General features: G+C 42.2%; 15 protein-coding genes and 1 tRNA gene. 2 read left to right on the forward strand and 14 right to left on the reverse strand.

Features of this window, described 5'->3' with window-relative positions; genetic code table 11:
* Nucleotides 1–2: 2 nt before the first annotated feature.
* Nucleotides 3–1,106 (forward strand): molecular chaperone DnaJ, encoded by a 1,104-nt coding sequence (dnaJ, locus tag IKL48_00415; protein ID MBR3603153.1) that lies wholly within the window; start codon nucleotides 3–5, stop codon nucleotides 1,104–1,106.
* A 31-nt stretch (nucleotides 1,107–1,137) separates the two neighbouring features.
* Here dnaJ and lepA read toward each other — a convergent pair whose 3' ends face one another.
* From lepA to IKL48_00475, 12 genes are all read right to left on the reverse strand, one after another.
* Entirely contained in the window at nucleotides 1,138–2,967 is a 1,830-nt protein-coding gene (gene lepA, locus IKL48_00420) for a translation elongation factor 4 (protein ID MBR3603154.1), read from the reverse strand.
* Nucleotides 2,954–4,696, reverse strand: a complete 1,743-nt coding sequence (ptsP, locus tag IKL48_00425) for a phosphoenolpyruvate--protein phosphotransferase (GenBank protein ID MBR3603155.1) — start codon at nucleotides 4,694–4,696, stop codon at nucleotides 2,954–2,956. Before ptsP ends, lepA begins: the two co-directional genes overlap by 14 nt.
* Complete coding sequence (locus IKL48_00430; protein ID MBR3603156.1) at nucleotides 4,697–4,966, reverse strand: HPr family phosphocarrier protein; 270 nt, start codon at nucleotides 4,964–4,966, stop codon at nucleotides 4,697–4,699.
* A 15-nt stretch (nucleotides 4,967–4,981) separates the two neighbouring features.
* Entirely contained in the window at nucleotides 4,982–5,776 is a 795-nt protein-coding gene (locus tag IKL48_00435; GenBank protein ID MBR3603157.1) for a PTS system mannose/fructose/sorbose family transporter subunit IID, read from the reverse strand.
* A 27-nt stretch (nucleotides 5,777–5,803) separates the two neighbouring features.
* Nucleotides 5,804–6,409, reverse strand: coding sequence for a PTS sugar transporter subunit IIC (locus IKL48_00440; protein ID MBR3603158.1), 606 nt, complete (start codon nucleotides 6,407–6,409; stop codon nucleotides 5,804–5,806).
* Nucleotides 6,406–6,870: a PTS sugar transporter subunit IIB gene (locus IKL48_00445; protein MBR3603159.1), complete on the reverse strand. Its 465-nt coding sequence runs from the start codon at nucleotides 6,868–6,870 to the stop codon at nucleotides 6,406–6,408. The genes IKL48_00440 and IKL48_00445 overlap by 4 nt, the downstream gene beginning before the upstream one ends.
* Before the next feature lies 1 nt (nucleotide 6,871).
* Nucleotides 6,872–7,276: a hypothetical protein gene (locus IKL48_00450; protein MBR3603160.1), complete on the reverse strand. Its 405-nt coding sequence runs from the start codon at nucleotides 7,274–7,276 to the stop codon at nucleotides 6,872–6,874.
* A gap of 2 nt (nucleotides 7,277–7,278) precedes the next feature.
* Nucleotides 7,279–8,133 (reverse strand): RNase adapter RapZ, encoded by an 855-nt coding sequence (gene rapZ, locus IKL48_00455; protein MBR3603161.1) that lies wholly within the window; start codon nucleotides 8,131–8,133, stop codon nucleotides 7,279–7,281.
* Entirely contained in the window at nucleotides 8,117–9,028 is a 912-nt protein-coding gene (gene hprK / locus IKL48_00460; protein ID MBR3603162.1) for an HPr(Ser) kinase/phosphatase, read from the reverse strand. Before hprK ends, rapZ begins: the two co-directional genes overlap by 17 nt.
* Before the next feature lie 56 nt (nucleotides 9,029–9,084).
* Nucleotides 9,085–9,636: a ribosome-associated translation inhibitor RaiA gene (raiA, locus tag IKL48_00465; GenBank protein ID MBR3603163.1), complete on the reverse strand. Its 552-nt coding sequence runs from the start codon at nucleotides 9,634–9,636 to the stop codon at nucleotides 9,085–9,087.
* 469 nt (nucleotides 9,637–10,105) lie between these two features.
* Nucleotides 10,106–10,849, reverse strand: a complete 744-nt coding sequence (locus tag IKL48_00470; protein ID MBR3603164.1) for a metallophosphoesterase family protein — start codon at nucleotides 10,847–10,849, stop codon at nucleotides 10,106–10,108.
* Nucleotides 10,849–14,316, reverse strand: coding sequence for an AAA family ATPase (locus IKL48_00475; protein ID MBR3603165.1), 3,468 nt, complete (start codon nucleotides 14,314–14,316; stop codon nucleotides 10,849–10,851). Before IKL48_00475 ends, IKL48_00470 begins: the two co-directional genes overlap by 1 nt.
* A gap of 324 nt (nucleotides 14,317–14,640) precedes the next feature.
* Between IKL48_00475 and IKL48_00480 the strand changes: the two genes are divergently transcribed.
* Nucleotides 14,641–14,862, forward strand: a complete 222-nt coding sequence (locus IKL48_00480; GenBank protein ID MBR3603166.1) for a hypothetical protein — start codon at nucleotides 14,641–14,643, stop codon at nucleotides 14,860–14,862.
* Between the two features lie 398 nt (nucleotides 14,863–15,260).
* On the opposite strand, the gene IKL48_00485 is transcribed toward IKL48_00480, so the two are convergent.
* Nucleotides 15,261–15,336, reverse strand: a tRNA-Ala gene (locus tag IKL48_00485).
* 169 nt (nucleotides 15,337–15,505) lie between these two features.
* The gene (locus IKL48_00490) at nucleotides 15,506–17,194 is read right to left on the reverse strand and encodes a diphosphate--fructose-6-phosphate 1-phosphotransferase (protein ID MBR3603167.1); all 1,689 of its coding nucleotides are present in this window, start codon (nucleotides 17,192–17,194) and stop codon (nucleotides 15,506–15,508) included.
* Nucleotides 17,195–17,259: the final 65 nt, after the last annotated feature.

The following is a 17,259-nucleotide window of genomic DNA, read 5'->3' on the forward strand; positions in this document are numbered from 1 at the left end:
ATATGAAAGAAGATTATTATCAAGTTTTAGGCGTTTCTCGCAACGCCAGCGAAAGCGAAATTAAAACTGCCTACCGTCGTGCTGCGATGAAATGTCATCCGGACCGTTGTCCCGGAGATAAAGATGCTGAGGAACGGTTTAAAAAAGTAAATGAGGCTTTTACCGTTTTGTCTGATCCGCAGAAAAAACAGATGTATGATCAATATGGTCACGACGGTGTAAATGCCGGTGCCGGTGGTTTTGGCGGATTTAATGCTTCCGGCTTTTCAGATGTGGGCGATATTTTCGGCTCTGTGTTTGGAGATATCTTTGGCGGAGGTTTTGGTGGCCGCAGCAGTGGCAAACCCCGCGCTCAACGTGGCGAAGATTTAAAAGTAGATGTAGAGTTGACCTTAGAGCAAGCCTATGAAGGCATGGAAAAAGAAGTTTCGTACCATCGGGTAGAGCGTTGTAATGCCTGTGACGGCTCCGGTGCAGAAGAGGGAAGCTCGGTCAAGACTTGCCGTTCTTGCGGCGGACGCGGAAGCGTGGTCTATCAGCAAGGGTTTTTTAGCATGAGACAAACTTGTCCCGATTGTGGCGGTAAAGGAACTGTGGTGGAAAAGCCTTGCAAAAAATGTCGTGGCAGCGGTGTGGAACGTGTGAAAGAAAATATTACGGTCAAAATTCCGTCCGGTGTGCGTACAGGGGTCACTTTACGTGTGTCTAATGGCGGCGATATCGGCACCAATGGTGGCGGCTACGGGGATTTGTATGTAGAAATGCACGTTAAAGAGCATAAGATTTTCAGACGTGATGGAGACAACTTGGTCATGGATGCCAAAATCACCTATCCTCAAGCTGTTTTGGGAGGCAGTATCAAAGTGCCCACTATTGAGGGGAAAGAAGTGGAAGTGCAAATCCCGAAAGGTACCCAATTTGCAGATGTATTGAAAATGCAAGGTTGCGGTATGCCGAAATTAGGGAAAAAAGGTTTTGGAGACTTATTGGTCAATGTGAAAATAGAAGTCCCCAAAAAAACCACCTCCCGTCAAAAGGAACTCTTGGAAGAATTGGCCAAAGAAACAGGCGGGAAAAAAAGTTTGTTTGAAAAATTGTTTGATTAACAAAACCCCCACTGAATGTGGGGGTTTTTATTTATTCTTCGTCAATCTTTAGCATGGCAACAAAGGCTTCTTGCGGAATGTTTAAACTGCCGATGCTCTTCATGCGTTTTTTACCCTCTTTCTGCTTTTCGAGCAATTTTCGTTTGCGGGTAATATCACCGCCGTAGCATTTGGCGATTACGTCTTTGCGGAAGGCAGGAATGGTTTCACGCGCAATCACTTTGCCATTGATTGCTGCTTGTACGGCCACTTCAAACTGCTGGCGGCCGATTAACTCTTTTAATTTGGCGCACAAGGCGCGGCCTTGTGTTTGGGCTTTGTCTTTATGTACGACCACAGACAAGGCATCCACCGGTGTACCGTGTAGCAGAATTTCCATTAATACCACATTGGAACTGCGGAAACCGGCCACTTCATAATCAAAAGAGGCGTATCCTTTAGATACGGATTTGAGTTTGTTGTAAAAATCAATGACCATTTCCCCCATAGGCATTTCATACTTAATGATCACGCGCTGATTAGACAAATGGTCCATGCTCATATAAGTGCCGCGTTTTTCTTTCAGCAAGGTCATCACTCCGTCCATAAATTCAACGGGAGTGACGATAGTGATGTGAATAACGGGCTCTTTGATATCAATAATGTCTCCATGCGGAGGAAAATTGGCCGGATTATCGATAATTTTGTATCCCGGATCGTCCGGAGCATCGGGCAAAGCTGCCAACTCTTGCGGGTGATTTTTGCGTGAGGTAAATTTGACGTGATACACTACGTTGGGAGAAGTGGCAATTAAGGACAAATTAAACTCTCGCTCCAAACGTTCTTTTACAATCTCAATATGCAAAATCCCCATGAAACCCAAGCGGAACCCAAACCCCAAGGCTTTGGAAGTTTCACTTTGATAATGGAAAGAAGAATCAGATAAATTTAATTTTTCCAATGCCGTACGTAAGAGAGGGAAGTCTGTTGTTTCTACAGGGAATATACTGGCAAAAACAACCGGCTTGGCATCTTCATATCCCGGCAAAGGCTCTTTGGCCGGATTTTCGGCTAAAGTAATGGTATCACCCACTTTTACTTGGTGAATATCTTTGATGCCGGCTACTAAGTATCCCACTTCTCCGGCACTTAAAGATTGCCCTTTATGCAATTGTTTGGGGGTCATGAATCCCACTTCTTCGGTTTTGTAAGAAGCCCCAGAAGCCATAAAACGGATATTTTGACCTGTTTTAATTGTTCCGTCCACAATGCGGATATACATAATTACTCCGCGGAAGGGATCGTAAAAAGAGTCAAAAATCAAGGCGCGCAGCGGTGCTTTCGGGTCTCCTTGAGGGGCGGGTACATCTTCAATAATACGATCTAATAGATGTTCAATACCTGCACCGGTTTTGGCACTGACGCGCTCTGCTTCAATGGGGTCGTGCAAAATATCCCATAATTGCTCCTCAGAAGCATCGGCATCGGATTGGGATAGATCCACCTTGTTCATTACCGGAATAACCTTTAAACCAAGACTTTGGGCCAAATGCGCATGGGCTACAGTCTGCGCCTCTACCCCTTGAGAGGCATCTACCAACAACAACACCCCTTCACAAGCGCGCAAAGAACGGGCCACTTCATAAGAAAAGTCCACGTGTCCCGGAGTGTCGATAAGGTTTAAAATGTAGTCTTTGTATTGGATACGGACCGCTTTGGCTTTGATGGTGATGCCGCGTTCGCGCTCCAAGTCCATACCGTCAAGCAGTTGGGCTTGCATTTTGCGTTTGGGTACAGTGCCCGTATCTTCCAAAATTCTGTCTGAAAGGGTGGTTTTGCCGTGGTCAATGTGGGCCACGATTGAAAAATTACGAATCTTCATCTTGTGTTAACTCTTCTACCAAACGCCGTATATCTTCTGAATTGGTGGCTAACAATGTAGCTTGGGCGGCGTCTGAACAGGTTTCAAATTTTAAATTACGAATGCGGTTTTTAATACGTAAATACATACGCGGCGGAACCGATAAAATATCCGTTCCTAATCCGAGTAGCAAAGGCACCATTTTTGTATCGGAGGCTATTTCTCCGCAAATGCTTACTTCCTTGCCGCGTTGGTGGGCGGTTTGGATAATTTGGTGAATGGTGCGCATGACGGCCGGGTGGCAAGGGTCATACATATGGGCCACTTCCGGATTGACGCGATCTACCGCAATTAAATATTGTATCAAGTCATTGGTGCCTATGGAAAGGAAATCCAAATCATGAATCATGCTGTCTAGGGCAATAGCAGCAGAAGGGACCTCTATCATAGCACCTAAGGCAATGCGGTTAACGGGTTTTTTTCCTTCTTTTTCAAAATCTGCCAAAACTTGATTTAAAGCATCTTTTACATGCCACACTTCTTCCACGCAGGAAATCATCGGAATCATGATTTTTACTTGTGCCGGAACTTCGCAAGCCGTACGCACAATAGCGCGTAATTGTGTGAACATCAAATCGGGGTTTTTTAAAAACAATCGAATTCCGCGACAACCCATAAAAGGGTTGTTGTCTTTATCAAACTCATCTAACGGAAAAATGGGCATTTTGTCTGCGCCTAAATCTGCCAGTCGTATGGTGACGGGACGGCGGTCAAACATTTTGGCAGTAGCCAAATAAGCGCGATATTGTTCTTCTTCCGTAGGTGGCTGAGGAATATCCATGTATAAAAATTCTGTCCTCAAAAGGCCTAACCCGTCGGTAATAAGTTTTTTATTGTCTTTGGTATAAGTTCGCGGGTCAAAATTGACCATGAGTTTGAAATTCTTTCCATCAGACGTGACGGTTGGCAACGGATTTATTGTCTGTAGCAAAGATTCTGCTTTTTTAAATTCGCGTTGCGCTTTTTTATAAAGAGATAAAGTGTGCTTGTCCGGATTAATAATTAAGAGGCCGTTTTCGCCGTCTACAATAACGGTATCGCCATCTTTGGTGTTGCGCAGTGCATTGGACAAACCAACCACTGCCGGCAATTTTAAACTTTGGGCCAAAATGGCGGTGTGGCTTGTTTTGCCGCCCAAATCCGTACAGAAAGCAATAATTTGATTTTCTTGTAAATTGATCGTGTCGGAAGGAAATAAATCATGCGCAATCAATACAGAAGGGCGTTTAACAGAAGATAAAAAAGCCGCTTTTCCCTCCACCAAATTGTTAGCCAAACGCTTGCCGACATCAAAAATATCATTGCGACGTTCTTGGAAAAACTTATCTTCAATTTTAGAAAAAGAATCAGAAATTTCTTTTAAGGTTAAAAATACAGCCGCTTGAGCAGACATATGCTCTTTTTTGATTTTGGCGGTAGCGGCATCTTTGAGCATAGGATCTTGCAACAACATCTTATGCATGGACATTAAGTTGGCATATTCTGCTCCTAAAGTTTCACGCAGGCGTTGTTCGCAAAGGTCTAAATCTGCTTGGGTTTTTTCTATGGCTTTGGCAAATTTAACAAGTTCCGCTTTTACTTCCGTCACATCAATATACTGATTCCCTACAGCAAAATCAGCCGTAGGTAATAGTACTGCTGGACCAATGGCCACTCCTGGGCTAGCAGCCACCCCTGTAATAACAAACATTTAAAACTCCTCGTTAAAATTGCTGGCAAATAAATCTTTAAGGGCTTGACAGGCTGCTTGTTCGTCTTCCCCATCAAATTTAAGATGCAACGTAGATCCATATTCGGCTGCCAACATCAAAACCCCCATAATGCTTTTGGCATTGGTTTCGATTTGGTCTTTAGTAATAGAAATATTGCAAGAAAAGCCGGAGGCTGTTTCCACTACTTGAGCAGCCGGTCTGGCGTGCAGACCTAAACGATTTGTTATTTGGATATCCGTTGTAATCACTGTACAAAAACCCCTTTAAAATAAACATACGATGGTAAAAATTACCACAGCCGATAAATATAGATAAATATTCGGAATGCGCAACCGCCGCGTAATAAAAGAGATAATGACACAGAAAATAACCAGCAAGGCTTGCGCAAAAAAGTTTACTCCCACTTGAATTTTGCCAAAGTAGTGATAAACACCAAACAAAATAAGCCCTACGGAAAAGAAAATTCCCAATCGTTTGGCTTTGTAAATGGTACGATTCCAATCAAAGCGAGTTAAGCCAAAGCAAGAAGATTCATCGCTATCATACCCGATTTTAATCCCTTCCCAACGTACAAAAAGGGCAATGGCATTGTAGACTAAAAAGGACATGATGCCAGCTGAAAAAGCCTCAAAATAAGAAATATCTTGCAGGTGTTCTGTTTCAAAGAAATTCACACCCAATAGCATCCAAATAAATAAAGCCATCAACAATGTCAGCGGTTTTAGTGTTCCCCAAAACAATCGGTCTCCAATGGAGGCTGCCGTAATAGAAAGACCCCTTCTGGCACCGTTCCATTCTGCCACTTGTTCTTTATACTCTGTCACAGATTGTGCTTTGGAAACATTTTCTTCTTGTTTGGCCATTGCACCATAGCAGAAAGAAGCCATAACCGGATGCGTGTTAAAAGTTTCTAAATAACGCGATAACACAGTGGGCATCATTTCAGGATCATATTGATAAAGCTTTCGTAAAAAAGGAACCATTACAAAAGCAAATCCTAAATTTTGATATTTCACAAAATTCCAACCGGCTTGTAGGAAGAAAGAACGAAAAAACATATTAAATCTAATCCAAAAAGACATTTTCTACCTCGTTTTTAACCGGAAAAGCGGAATTAATGTGGCCAGCCCTATCCAGGGCACTGCCATGTAGGCTAGTTGGAAAGCAAAGTGCATTTGTGCCGGTATATACGGGAATATCCAAAATACCAATTGCGCGCTTAACCAAGCAGCCGCTGAGAGAAAAATAAAAGTCATCAAAAAAGATAACAACAAAGACAACGAAACCGTCTTCCATAAATCGTTTGGATTTTTTCCTATCTTGGTTTCTAAAAATACCAACCATCTAAAACGAGTTTTGCGCAGTAAAGTATCAAACAACGAGTAGAGCAAAGCTAACAAAACACCTAAAAAGAAACCAAAATATAATTCAATACCCAAAGAATGTAAGATAATGGGTATTACCACAGCCACTACTCCGCTGGGAGGAATAATCCCTCCGAGAGGAGAAATGTCCAGAAATAGCAATTCGGCAAAAATCCCTACTTGTACTCCGGCCATTAAGTCTCCGGCGCAGAGGCCAAATAACGGACCTGCAATGATAGGACGCGAAACGAGCGTTTGGAATGCATACGTGACATCTAATTCCAAAACGGAGGCCAATAGGCACAATAAAATAATGGTTGTTGTCATAAAATATCTTTAACGGAAAAAGATTTAGAGCTAGGCACTGCTCTGGTTTCAATGTCTATTCCCAAATCATTTAATATGCGCAAAGTTCGTTTATCTTCTTCATTTAAAAAAACATTTTCTGCCATTTTATGCGCCCCTTCTTTAAAATGCATACCGCCGATATTTAAAGAAGCAATCTGCAGACCGTCTTCTAGCAAAGGGTTTAAATCTTGCAAAGAGCCCAACAGAAGCAAAATACGTTTGTCGGAGCTGTTCATATAGCTTACGCAACAAGACGGCTCCAAAACAGCCAGCTCGTACTCAAACGGGAGCGATAAGCGCAAAAGGTTTTTATTTAAGTGGCAATTGTTATCTTTCGGACAAGGAATTACCACTTCATCAATATTTAACTCAGGCAACCATGCTTGCACCACTTGTCCGTGTATCAAACGATCATCTACCCGAGCAAAAACAATCGGCATATTATAGTCCTTTAATCAAAAGTTCCGTAGCATTGATAACGGCGCGTTTGCCGTCAGCTTCGATTTTTTCTGCTAATTCTTTTACCGTTAATTTTTTGCGGCTATTAAGTGCCGTAAGCAACATGCTTAAGTTCAGTCCGGTAATTACATAGCACTTAGCGTAATCTTTCGTAGCGGTTAAGGCAATATTGGTTGCACTTCCGCCAAAAATATCCGTCAGTACGATGGCGCCTTGTTCGGCATCGGCCAACAAAGTTTTTAATTCATTGGCTCCCTGCTCAATAGAACTGGAGGTGGTGACGGACAAAGTTTCTACTCCTTCGGTTGTTTTACCTAAAATTTGGTCAGCTGTTTCCAGCAAGTGTTTGGCTAAATTTGCATGTGTCACTAAAATGAGTTTTACCATAATTATAATCCTATATCCCTATGAAATTCTGAGGCATTGATTCCCTGCTTTTTCAGTGTTTCTGCCAGTTGATGTGCCATAAACACGCTGCGGTGCTTTCCGCCGGTACATCCCATGGCAATGGTTAAATAACTTTTCCCCTCTTTAATATATTTGGGTATAAGATATTTAATCAAATCTGCTATTTTGTCGGCAAATTCTTGTGATTCTTTAAAGGATAAAATATAGTTTTGCACTTCTTTGTCCAGGCCCGTTTTCTCCTTCAATTCTTTTACATAATAGGGGTTGGGTAAAAAGCGCACATCCATAACAATATCGGTATCCTTTAAAATGCCGTTTTTAAAACCGAAAGAAACAACCGAAATTTGCATTTCTCCTTCTTTTTTAATTTCTAATAGTGCAGAAATCTTTTCTTTCAGTTCGCCTAGTTTTAAATCCGTAGTGTCAATCACCTTGTCTGCTGCTGCTTTGATAGGGCCTAAAAAATCATGTTCCTGAGCAATAGCAGCAGCCAATTTTTTCTGGATAGGATGTTTGTGCTTGGTTTCGGAGAAACGACGGATTAAGCATTCGTCCGAAGCATCTAAAAATACTACTTTAGAAGTGAAATCTTCCCTTGTCACCTTCTTAAGCATAGCCGGTAATTGGCGCAAACGCTCCCCTTCTCTTACGTCCATACCTAAGGCCACATTTTGCAGTTCTGGCCTTTCTTTTACATATTCGGCAAATTGATTAAATAAAGCCAAAGGCAAATTATCCACGCAGTAAAAACCAAAATCCCCGAAGATTTTTAATACTTGAGATTTGCCGGCACCACTCATGCCTGTAATAATGAAAAGTTTACGCTTTTGGTTCATTCTTTTTTACCTTTGTCGTACGGTTTAACACTTTTTGTGTAAACTGTTGTGCGGTGAAAATACCTTGTTGTTTGAGCTGCTGGTTTAGCACAGCCACCTCTAAAAGTACGGCCAGGTTTCTTCCCGGCGTGACAGGAATAGTTAAAGAGGGGATTTCTATGCCCAAAATTTCCGTTGTCTTTTGTTCTACACCCAAACGGTCAATGTTTTTGACGGGGGGAGTTAATTCCACCACCATATCAATGGAGGTTTCGTCTAAGGTGGATTGCACTCCAAACAGAAGTTCGATATCCAAAATTCCTAATCCGCGCACTTCCATATAATGCTTAAGCATTTCCGGACAAGAGCCTACCAAATACCTTCCCCATCGTTTTTGTACTTCTACCACGTCATCAGCCACCAAAATATGGCCGCGCTTAATCATCTCTAATGCACATTCGCTTTTGCCGATTCCGGCCTCACCTTTAATGAGTACACCGCTTCCGCTGACGTTAAGCAATACCCCATGTAAATGCGTGACGGGGGATAATTTTTCATCTAAGAAACGGGAAAATTCCGCCACAAAGGCAGAAGATTCCATCGTGGTTTTCAGTACAGGGACATCTGAGGCCAAACAAGCCTTTTTAATAGCCGGCATAGGGTCCAAATCTGCCGCCATAATAATACATGGCACATTTCCTTTGCCCAACATTTTGATAATGTGGGCCTTTAATGCGGCTTGTTTTTGCTTGGTACAAAAAGCATACTCGCCCCGTCCGAACACTTGGATAGAGTTGGCTCTAAAGAGATCCATGTGTCCGCACAGCGCAAGACCCGGGCGATTAACGCTCGGAGAAGTGATTTCTCTGTTAATATAGCGTTTGCCGCAAACCAACTCCAAGTGAAGGGACTTCACTTGGAGTAGTTCGCTAACATGCACGGATTTTGTAAACTGCTGCACCGCTTAAACCCTTATTTCTTTTTAATCGGTTTGATTAAACCGTAGGTGCCGTCCAAACGTTTGAAAATCAAGTTGATTTGTTTGGAGTCTTCATCTAAAAACATCCAGAAAGAATAGCCCAAGCGTTCCATTTCGTAAGCGGCATCTTCCGGATTCATGGGAGTCACTTCTACTTGTTTGATGACGGAAAATTTTACGTCGGTCGTCGGCAAAAGAATATTGTCGCTAAAAGTGGCAATTTCTTCCACTACGGCTGCTTTTTTGGCAGTACGTTTGGTTTTGGTTTTTTCTTTTGCTTTTTTCATTTGCGCTTCTGCTTTGGTAGCGGCAGCGTCAATGGCTTTGTAAAGATCGGTTTCCACAGCGGTGGCAGAGATGTTGTTTTTGCTGCCGGTGTGAATTACAATTTCGGCACGTTGGTTGATTTTCTTTTCTACAGAGAGCAACACTTGTGCCCAGACGATATGATCAAAATTTTTCTCCATTTTGCTGACGCGGGTCTGCACGAATTGTTTAATGGCAGGCGTCAGTTTAATATTTTTAGCGGTAACTTTAATTTCCATATATTCCTCCGTGTAGTCTAAAACGGGGTGACCCGTATAGACATTTAAACATTAATACTCTGTCGGTGTCAACGACGTTTTCAGGTGAAAAAAAGGATTAGTTTTTTGATACATTCCTTGAAGTGCGCTTGAATAGGCCGTTGGCAGGGCTAGTCCTCCTCGTAAAAGAATTTTTCAGTCGGTATTTAATTATAAGGGGAAAAGCGGCAAAAAACAAGAGAGAAACAGGAAAATTTGATGGAACTTTTTCTTTTTGTCTGTTGAAACAGGAAGATTGTGAAAACAAACCATAAAAAAAGAACTAGGTAGATGGACGCACCTCCCCATCATCGTACCACATATAAGAGCTCTTTATATGCCCCGGCAGTCCTGTGCGCAGGCTACAAATATATAGCCTTTTTTCTGCAGTTTACCCAGTTCCTATAAATAGTATAAGTAATAAAAGATTTGCCGTCGATAAGATAAAATTTTACATTCCCAACCCCAGACTGTCTATCAAAAAAGTAGGCAGACCGGCTGCGCGCATTTTTTCTTGAGTTTTGGTGTAGTCGTAAGCCTCGCGCAGGAAACGGAAGGTGTTTGTTTTTGTATCCCAAATGCCAAAGGAAGCGCGGGAATCGTTATCGCGCGGTTTCCCAACAGAACCGGGATTTACTACATAGCGTAAAATGGGGTGAAAATTAACGGAGGCTTCTTTGTGCACCACCGACACATGACAAATGTTCTCGTCTCCTTCCATGTAAAAAGGCAAATGCGTATGCCCTACAAAAAGCACCTGACCTTCCCATAAAGAATAAGCAGTGCGATATTGGCTGCAGTTAGCGAAATATTCTTTAATTGGGTCCATCGGGGTACCATGAACAATAGTGAAATTTTTGCCGCGATGGATTTCCGGCAAGAAAGATACGCAACGGATAGAGCGGGAGGTTAATTGGTTTTCAGTCCAATCCAATACTTGCAGTGCTTCAAAATTAAAATACATGCGAAGTTCAGGGTGGGTGAAAACGGCATCATGATTACCTAAGACGCCTACCGCTAAACCTTCCTCTTTTAACTTGTGATATTTTTGGATGCACTTTTCGGGGTCGGGACCATAGCCGATTAAATCTCCGCAGAAAATATATTTTTCCGCACCTTCGGCTTTTAGGCGTTTTAGAGCCGCATTAAAGGCTTCTAAATTGCCATGAATATCAGAAAGAACCCCGTATTTCATTAGCGGACCGCCACAGATTCTACTTGCTCTTTTTTGGCAGCGTCTGCTCTATCTGCCAAGTTCACAGACATCGTTTTGGATACACCGCTTTCTTCCATGGTAATGCCATAAAGACGGCGTGCGGCTTCCATCGTGCGTTTGTTGTGTGTGACAACGATAAACTGCGTAGAGGCTGAGAATTCTTTGATAAGGTTTACAAAGCGTTCCACGTTCGCTTCGTCCAAAGCGGCATCGGCCTCGTCCATAATGCAGAACGGAGAAGGATTATGAGTAAAGAACGCAAACAATAAAGACAGAGCCGTCAATGTTTTTTCACCGCCGGACATAGAAGATATGTTTAACAGTTTTTTACCGGGAGGTTGTGCATAAATTTCAATGCCGGTTTCCAACAAGTTTTCAGGGTCGGTCAGCACCAAATCACACTCTCCGCCGCGGAACAAAGATTGGTATGTGTTCTTGAAATGCATCTTTACCTGTTCAAAAGTGTATTGAAAATTATCCCGCGTGGTGACATTGATTTTGTGAATGGCGGAACGCAAATCTTTTTTGGCTTCTTCCAAATCTTGGATTTGTGATTTTAGGAAAGTATGTCGTTGGTTTAATGCATCATATTCTTCCGGTGCTGTCATGTTTACTGCGCCCATATTTTCAATGCGTTTACGCATCATTTTTACGCGTTCGTAGTCCACCTCTTTATCGCCAAAGTTCATTTGGGCTTCTTCGGGGGTGATGTTCCAATTTTCAAATAAATTGTTTACTACAGTGGTGCGTTGGCGTCTTGCATTGGCTAATGCATTTTCCAAATCATTTTGTTTGATATGAAGTTCGCTTAAAGTTTTTTTGTTGTTATTAAGCGCGGTCATTTTTTCATCAAACTCTTTCTTTAATGCTTCTAAAGATTGGCGCAATTTATACTCGTCTGTTTCCAATTTGGCCAGCAAGTCCCTTTCTGTAGAAAGTTTGGCTTGAGTGGAGAGTTTTTCCTCAGCCAAAGCCTGTAAACGGGCATTGGCATTTTTGGCAGCTTCGGCACGCTTTCCTTCATTTTGCAGCAAGGTATTATATTCAAATTCGGTGGATTTTAAATCTACTTCCACATTGTTTTTGCGGATTTTTAACTCATACAAAGAGCCGTTTAAGTTGTTCAAACGTACTTTAGATTCTTCCGTTTGTTTTTGCAATTCTGCTTTTTGTGTTTTTAGAAGTTCAGTTTTATTTTTGATTTCTTCTTGTTGTTGCAATAAAGACTGTAAATCCGCCTGCAATTTCTGTACATTTTGTTTGCGGTTTTCTACACGCAACATTAATTGACGTTTTTGTTCCGCCATACGTGCCAAAACCTCTTGCGCTTGTTTGAGTTCTCTTTCTTTGGCAGACAGTTCTCCCTGTACCGCCCCTACCGCGACGGCCGCTTCCTGAGAGGCACTTCTTAACGTGCGCAAGGTTTCTTCGGCTTTGGTTAATTGTTCGTAGTTGGCAATAATTTCTTTTGAAATTTTTTCTTCAGTTTCTATTTTTTGAGTCAGGGATTCTTGGGCGGATTCTTCTTCTCCCCAATAGGCTTCCGGTGCAGACATACCGGCAGCACCGGCACTTAAGAAAAAATCACTTTGTACGGTGTCTCCTTCTTGAGCCTGATAAGAACCGACTAACAAGAAGATCAGATTTTCCAACTCGGGAGCAAATTTTAAGTCTTTGATCAAAGAGCCGGTAGGTTTGGCAGCAGCGGGTACTTTATTTAATAAGATAAATTTACAACGGGCTTTGCCGTGTTCTTTTAACTTGGCCACCGCCTCTTGAGCGGCATTTTCATGATCACACAAAACGGCATCTAAATATTTGCCAAAAGACTCCTCTACCGCTGTTGCCAAAGAGGCCGGATATTTTAAGGCTTTGCGCAAGGTTCCTCTGACGCCGTCAATTTTTACTTGCGAAACCAAATTGACACCCACCCAATAGGGATTATTTTTTCCTTGCGTGCGAATCATTTCCAACTTGGCATTTAAGGCGGCTTTTTCAGATTTTAAAGCAGAAAGTTGTTCATTTAATAAGGAGCGTTTTTGTTGTAAATCTTTCAGCAACACTTCCTGTTGCGTAATTTGCTCCTTTGCTTCTTGGGCGATTTTTTGCTGGCTTTGCAGTTTGGTGCGGATTTCTTCTATTAATTTTTGAATATCTTCTACTCCGCTGCCTGCTTGGCTGTTTTTTTCTAAAGTAATTAAATCTTCGTTTTCACGCTGTACATTGGCTTGCTCTAACGAAATTTTGTTTTGGCATTCCATTTGGCTTTGTACAAGGCGCATCAAATCATTGCTGGCGCGTTGGATTTGAATATCGCTTTGGCGCAGTTGTTGTTCTTGTTGTTGGGCTTTGGCAAATTCTTCGTTATATTGTTTTTGTAAAGGATCCAACTGACTATCCAACTCCGCCAATTGCGTTTTGAGTTTGCTGATGGCAGGGGCAATTTCTTTCAGGCGGTTTTGGCCTCGTTCGGATTCGTTGCCGGCGGCGGTTAACTGAGCCGTAAATTCTGTGGTTAAATTGTCGCAGTTTTTAATGGCCCCTTCCAAAAGACCCACTTGATATTTGCTGGCTGCGATTTTTTCATTAAAATCGGCCATCTCTTTTTGTTTGTGGGTTAAATTTAAGTCCATGGCGGCCGTTTGCCCTTCCTGAGCGGAAATTTGATTTTCCAAATCTTTGCACCGGCTGAGCACCGGCTCTAATTCACCACCATGTTTGGCAATTAAGCCATCGGCTTCTTTAATAGAGCATAAAGAGATAGCAATTTCACTTTCTTTTAGTTCTTCTCTGTATTTTTGATACAACCGCGCTTTGCGTGCTTCGGCATCTAACTTTTTAATTTGTTCGGAAATCAAAGCCACCGTATCGGATAAGCGTGCTAAGTCTAAATCGACACGTTCCAAACGGCGGATACATTCCTCCCGTTTGGATTTGTATTTAGAAACTCCGGCCACTTCTTCAAACATTTCGCGGCGTTGCTCCGGCGTAGCGGAAAGCACACTTTCTACACCGCCCTGATCGATGATGGCATATCCTTCACCGCCGATACCGGTATCTAAAAACAAATCACGAATATCGCGCAAGCGACATTGTACCTTGTTTAAATAATACTCACTTTCTCCGGAGCGAAAAATTTTGCGCGTGACAGTAATTTCATTAAAATCTAAAGGTAAATTGCGCGTGGAGTTGTCAAAAATCATGCTCACTTGCGCCATGTTTAAAGGAGCGCGTTTAGCAGTACCATTAAAAATGATATCCACCATAGAGGCCGAACGCAACGCCTTCCAACTCATTTCCCCAATAGTCCAGCGTACAGAATCAATCACGTTTGATTTGCCACAACCGTTAGGTCCTACCACGCAGGTGATGCCTGGCTCAAAATCCAGACGTACTTTATCGGCAAAAGATTTAAATCCAACGATTTCTATGGCTTTTAGATACATGATAATCCTCTTTTGTGGGGTATATATAAGTATTATAACATTTAACGCGTGTACGAAAATGAGTAAAATTTCCGTCGATAACTCGACGAAAGACAACTTTGTTTTTCTATGTACGCGTACAGAAAGTCGGTTAACAAAAAAAACCTCGAGGAGCCATCGAGGAAAAAAACACTTGCAAAAGCGAGTAATATTTATTAGACTTTTTCGGTAAGGGACTTCGGACATTTCTTTCGCCTAAAAGATCGTTCGATGCGTGAAAGATAAAAAATTTTTTTATTTCCGGCCCCTGCAATAAAAGAAGATTCCTGAAGGAGGAACATTCAAATGCCTACAGTATTGAAAATCGGTATAGAACGCGAAAAAGGTTTCTTGTACTATGTTGACAAAGATGGCGACGTGGCCCGTGTACAAATGGCCCGCGGCGGCAAAAAAGGCGGTAAACCCAAAAAAGTAGAAAAAACCGGCATCAAAAAAGAAAAAGGATATCTCTATTACGTAGATAAGAAAGGGGATATCTCCAGAGCCAAAATGATTAACGCCAAATAAGGTACCAATTATAAAAAACCCCGCATCAGCGGGGTTTTTTATTATAGGCTTAACAGGTAGTAGCGCGGATATATGCCTGTTTCCCGTTGGAAAAAAATGGGATATCTCTTAATTTTTCTGTTAAATTTTTCTATTGGGAAAATTTAATAAAAAAGGGTTTTAGACATGAAAAAATGTTTAAACGTAATGTCGGCAGCAAACAGAAAATATTGCAAGTAGATATAGCCAAAGACAGACAAGGCCACAAAATTTATTTATACTCAGAAATAAAAGAAACTCCAACTAGAGAGTCCCCATCCTCAACGGTAAGGCAACGCAGCTGTCTTGTGCGCAAGGATTTATTGCTTGTTCGTTTAAATAAATATACCCACTCGTAAGAGTGGGTATATTTATTCAAATGGTGGACCCGACAAGGATCGAACTTGCGACCTCCTGCATGCCATGCAGGCGCTCTCCCAGCTGAGCTACGGGCCCGTCTATGTATATAGTATAGCAATTTTTTTTCAGTTTGAAAAGTTTTTTTTGCTACACCGATAAATTTTCAAAACTAACTACATTTATTTTACCATTTTTTTTTAAATAAGAAAAGGGGCAAAAGAAAACCCCGAGTTTTCACTCGGGGTTTTAAACAGTCTAAAAAGACTTATTTTTTGTTGCCGCGTTCAAAGGCTAAGGTGCACGTCACCATATCAGTCACTTCAGCAGGTCCGAATAATTGAATCGGCCCGGGGAAGAAGTAAGACTCACTCATAGCCCACAATTCGCGTTTTTTGGCGAATTGTTTAAACGGTTCACCATTTAATTCCACTAAGGCTTTGCGGATAACCGGTTTTTCTTTACCTTTGCGACGTTCGATGTTCATCATCATGGTCAAAGGTACGCCACCACATTCCCAAGATTGGGGTTTGCGGGTCAACTTGCGTACGGAAGACAGATAACCGCTGCAACCGTTTAAGGCCAATACGGCAGCATTAAAGCCTAAGGCATAGGTGTAGTTGGCATCAAAGGTGGAAGGAGCGCCACAGCGGCCTTCATAACCGAAGAAGTGAGTAATACTGTTGAATTTGCCCGCGAATTTTTTGGCTTTTTTCATATCAGCCAATTTGGTGCGCAACATTTCAATGAGCAATTTTTCCGTTTCAATCAAAGAAACCTGTACATTGCCGTGCGGATCGCGGTCCAACATAAGTTGAGAAGCAATGCCGGCCGGCAAAGATTTCATCAAAGTGGCCAATTTGGCCGGTAATTTGGAAATGATGAATTCTTTCTTTTCCCCAATACCGTTCATTTTGCTCAGTTCGGCTTCGTGGTCAGCCAATAAATCGTTTAAGGCAGCGATTAAGGCCTTCATTTCAGGAATAAACTCAATCAAGCCTTCCGGCACTAGCACCACACCGAAGTTCTTGCCATTTTTGGCACGAGCAGCGATGATGCCGGCCAAGTAATCAATGATTTGTTTTAAAGTCATTTTTTTGGCTAAGACTTCTTCGCCTACCAACGTAATGTTCGGGTGAGTTTTGTGGGCGACTTCCAGTGTGATGTGGGAAGCGCTGCGGCCCATCAAACGTACAAAGTGCCAATATTTTTGAGCGGAGTTAACGTCGCGGCAGATGTTGCCCACGAGTTCGGCATAAATTTTGGTGGCCGTATCAAAACCGAAAGAAGTTTCAATTTTGTCATTTTTCAAGTCGCCGTCAATGGTTTTGGGTACACCGATTACATTAATGTTGGAGCCGTTTTGTTTGAAATATTCAGCCAAGACGCCGGCATTGGTGTTGGAGTCATCTCCACCGACAATGACCAAAGCGTCCACTTTGTTTTTCTTCAAAGTTTCTAAGGCTTGGGCTAATTGTTCTTCGGTTTCAATTTTGGTGCGACCGGATTGAATGAGGTCAAAACCACCGGTGTTGCGATATTCTTCCATGAGTTTGGGGGTGATTTCTTTCCATTGGGCTTGCAAAATACCGCTGGGGCCGCCTAAAAAGCCGTAAAGTTTATTTTTGGCGTTGGCTTTTTTAAGTCCGTCCAACAAACCGGCAATAACGTTGTGACCGCCGGGGGCTTGACCGCCGGAAAGTACAACGGCTGCTTTGATGGCTTTTTTGCCGATGGCGGGGTTAGAACCTTTTACAAAGGTAATTTCAGGCATACCGTAAGTGTTGGGGAACATCTTTTTTACGGTAGCTTGATCAGCGACGCTTTGTGTGGCTTTGCCGGTTTTGGTTTTGACAAAGCAGGCGCCTTTTTTCAAAATTTCGGGCAACACCGGTTTGAATTTGCAGCGGTGTTGTTGTAATACAGAACAAGTAGGGGTCTTGTTAGTTTTAGCCATTATTATCTCCTATGAGAATAGAAAATTACCTAATCATTATAGCAAACTCCGTACGCGTGGAAAAA

Source organism: Elusimicrobiaceae bacterium (assembly GCA_017520185.1).
GTDB lineage: Bacteria > Elusimicrobiota > Elusimicrobia > Elusimicrobiales > Elusimicrobiaceae > Avelusimicrobium.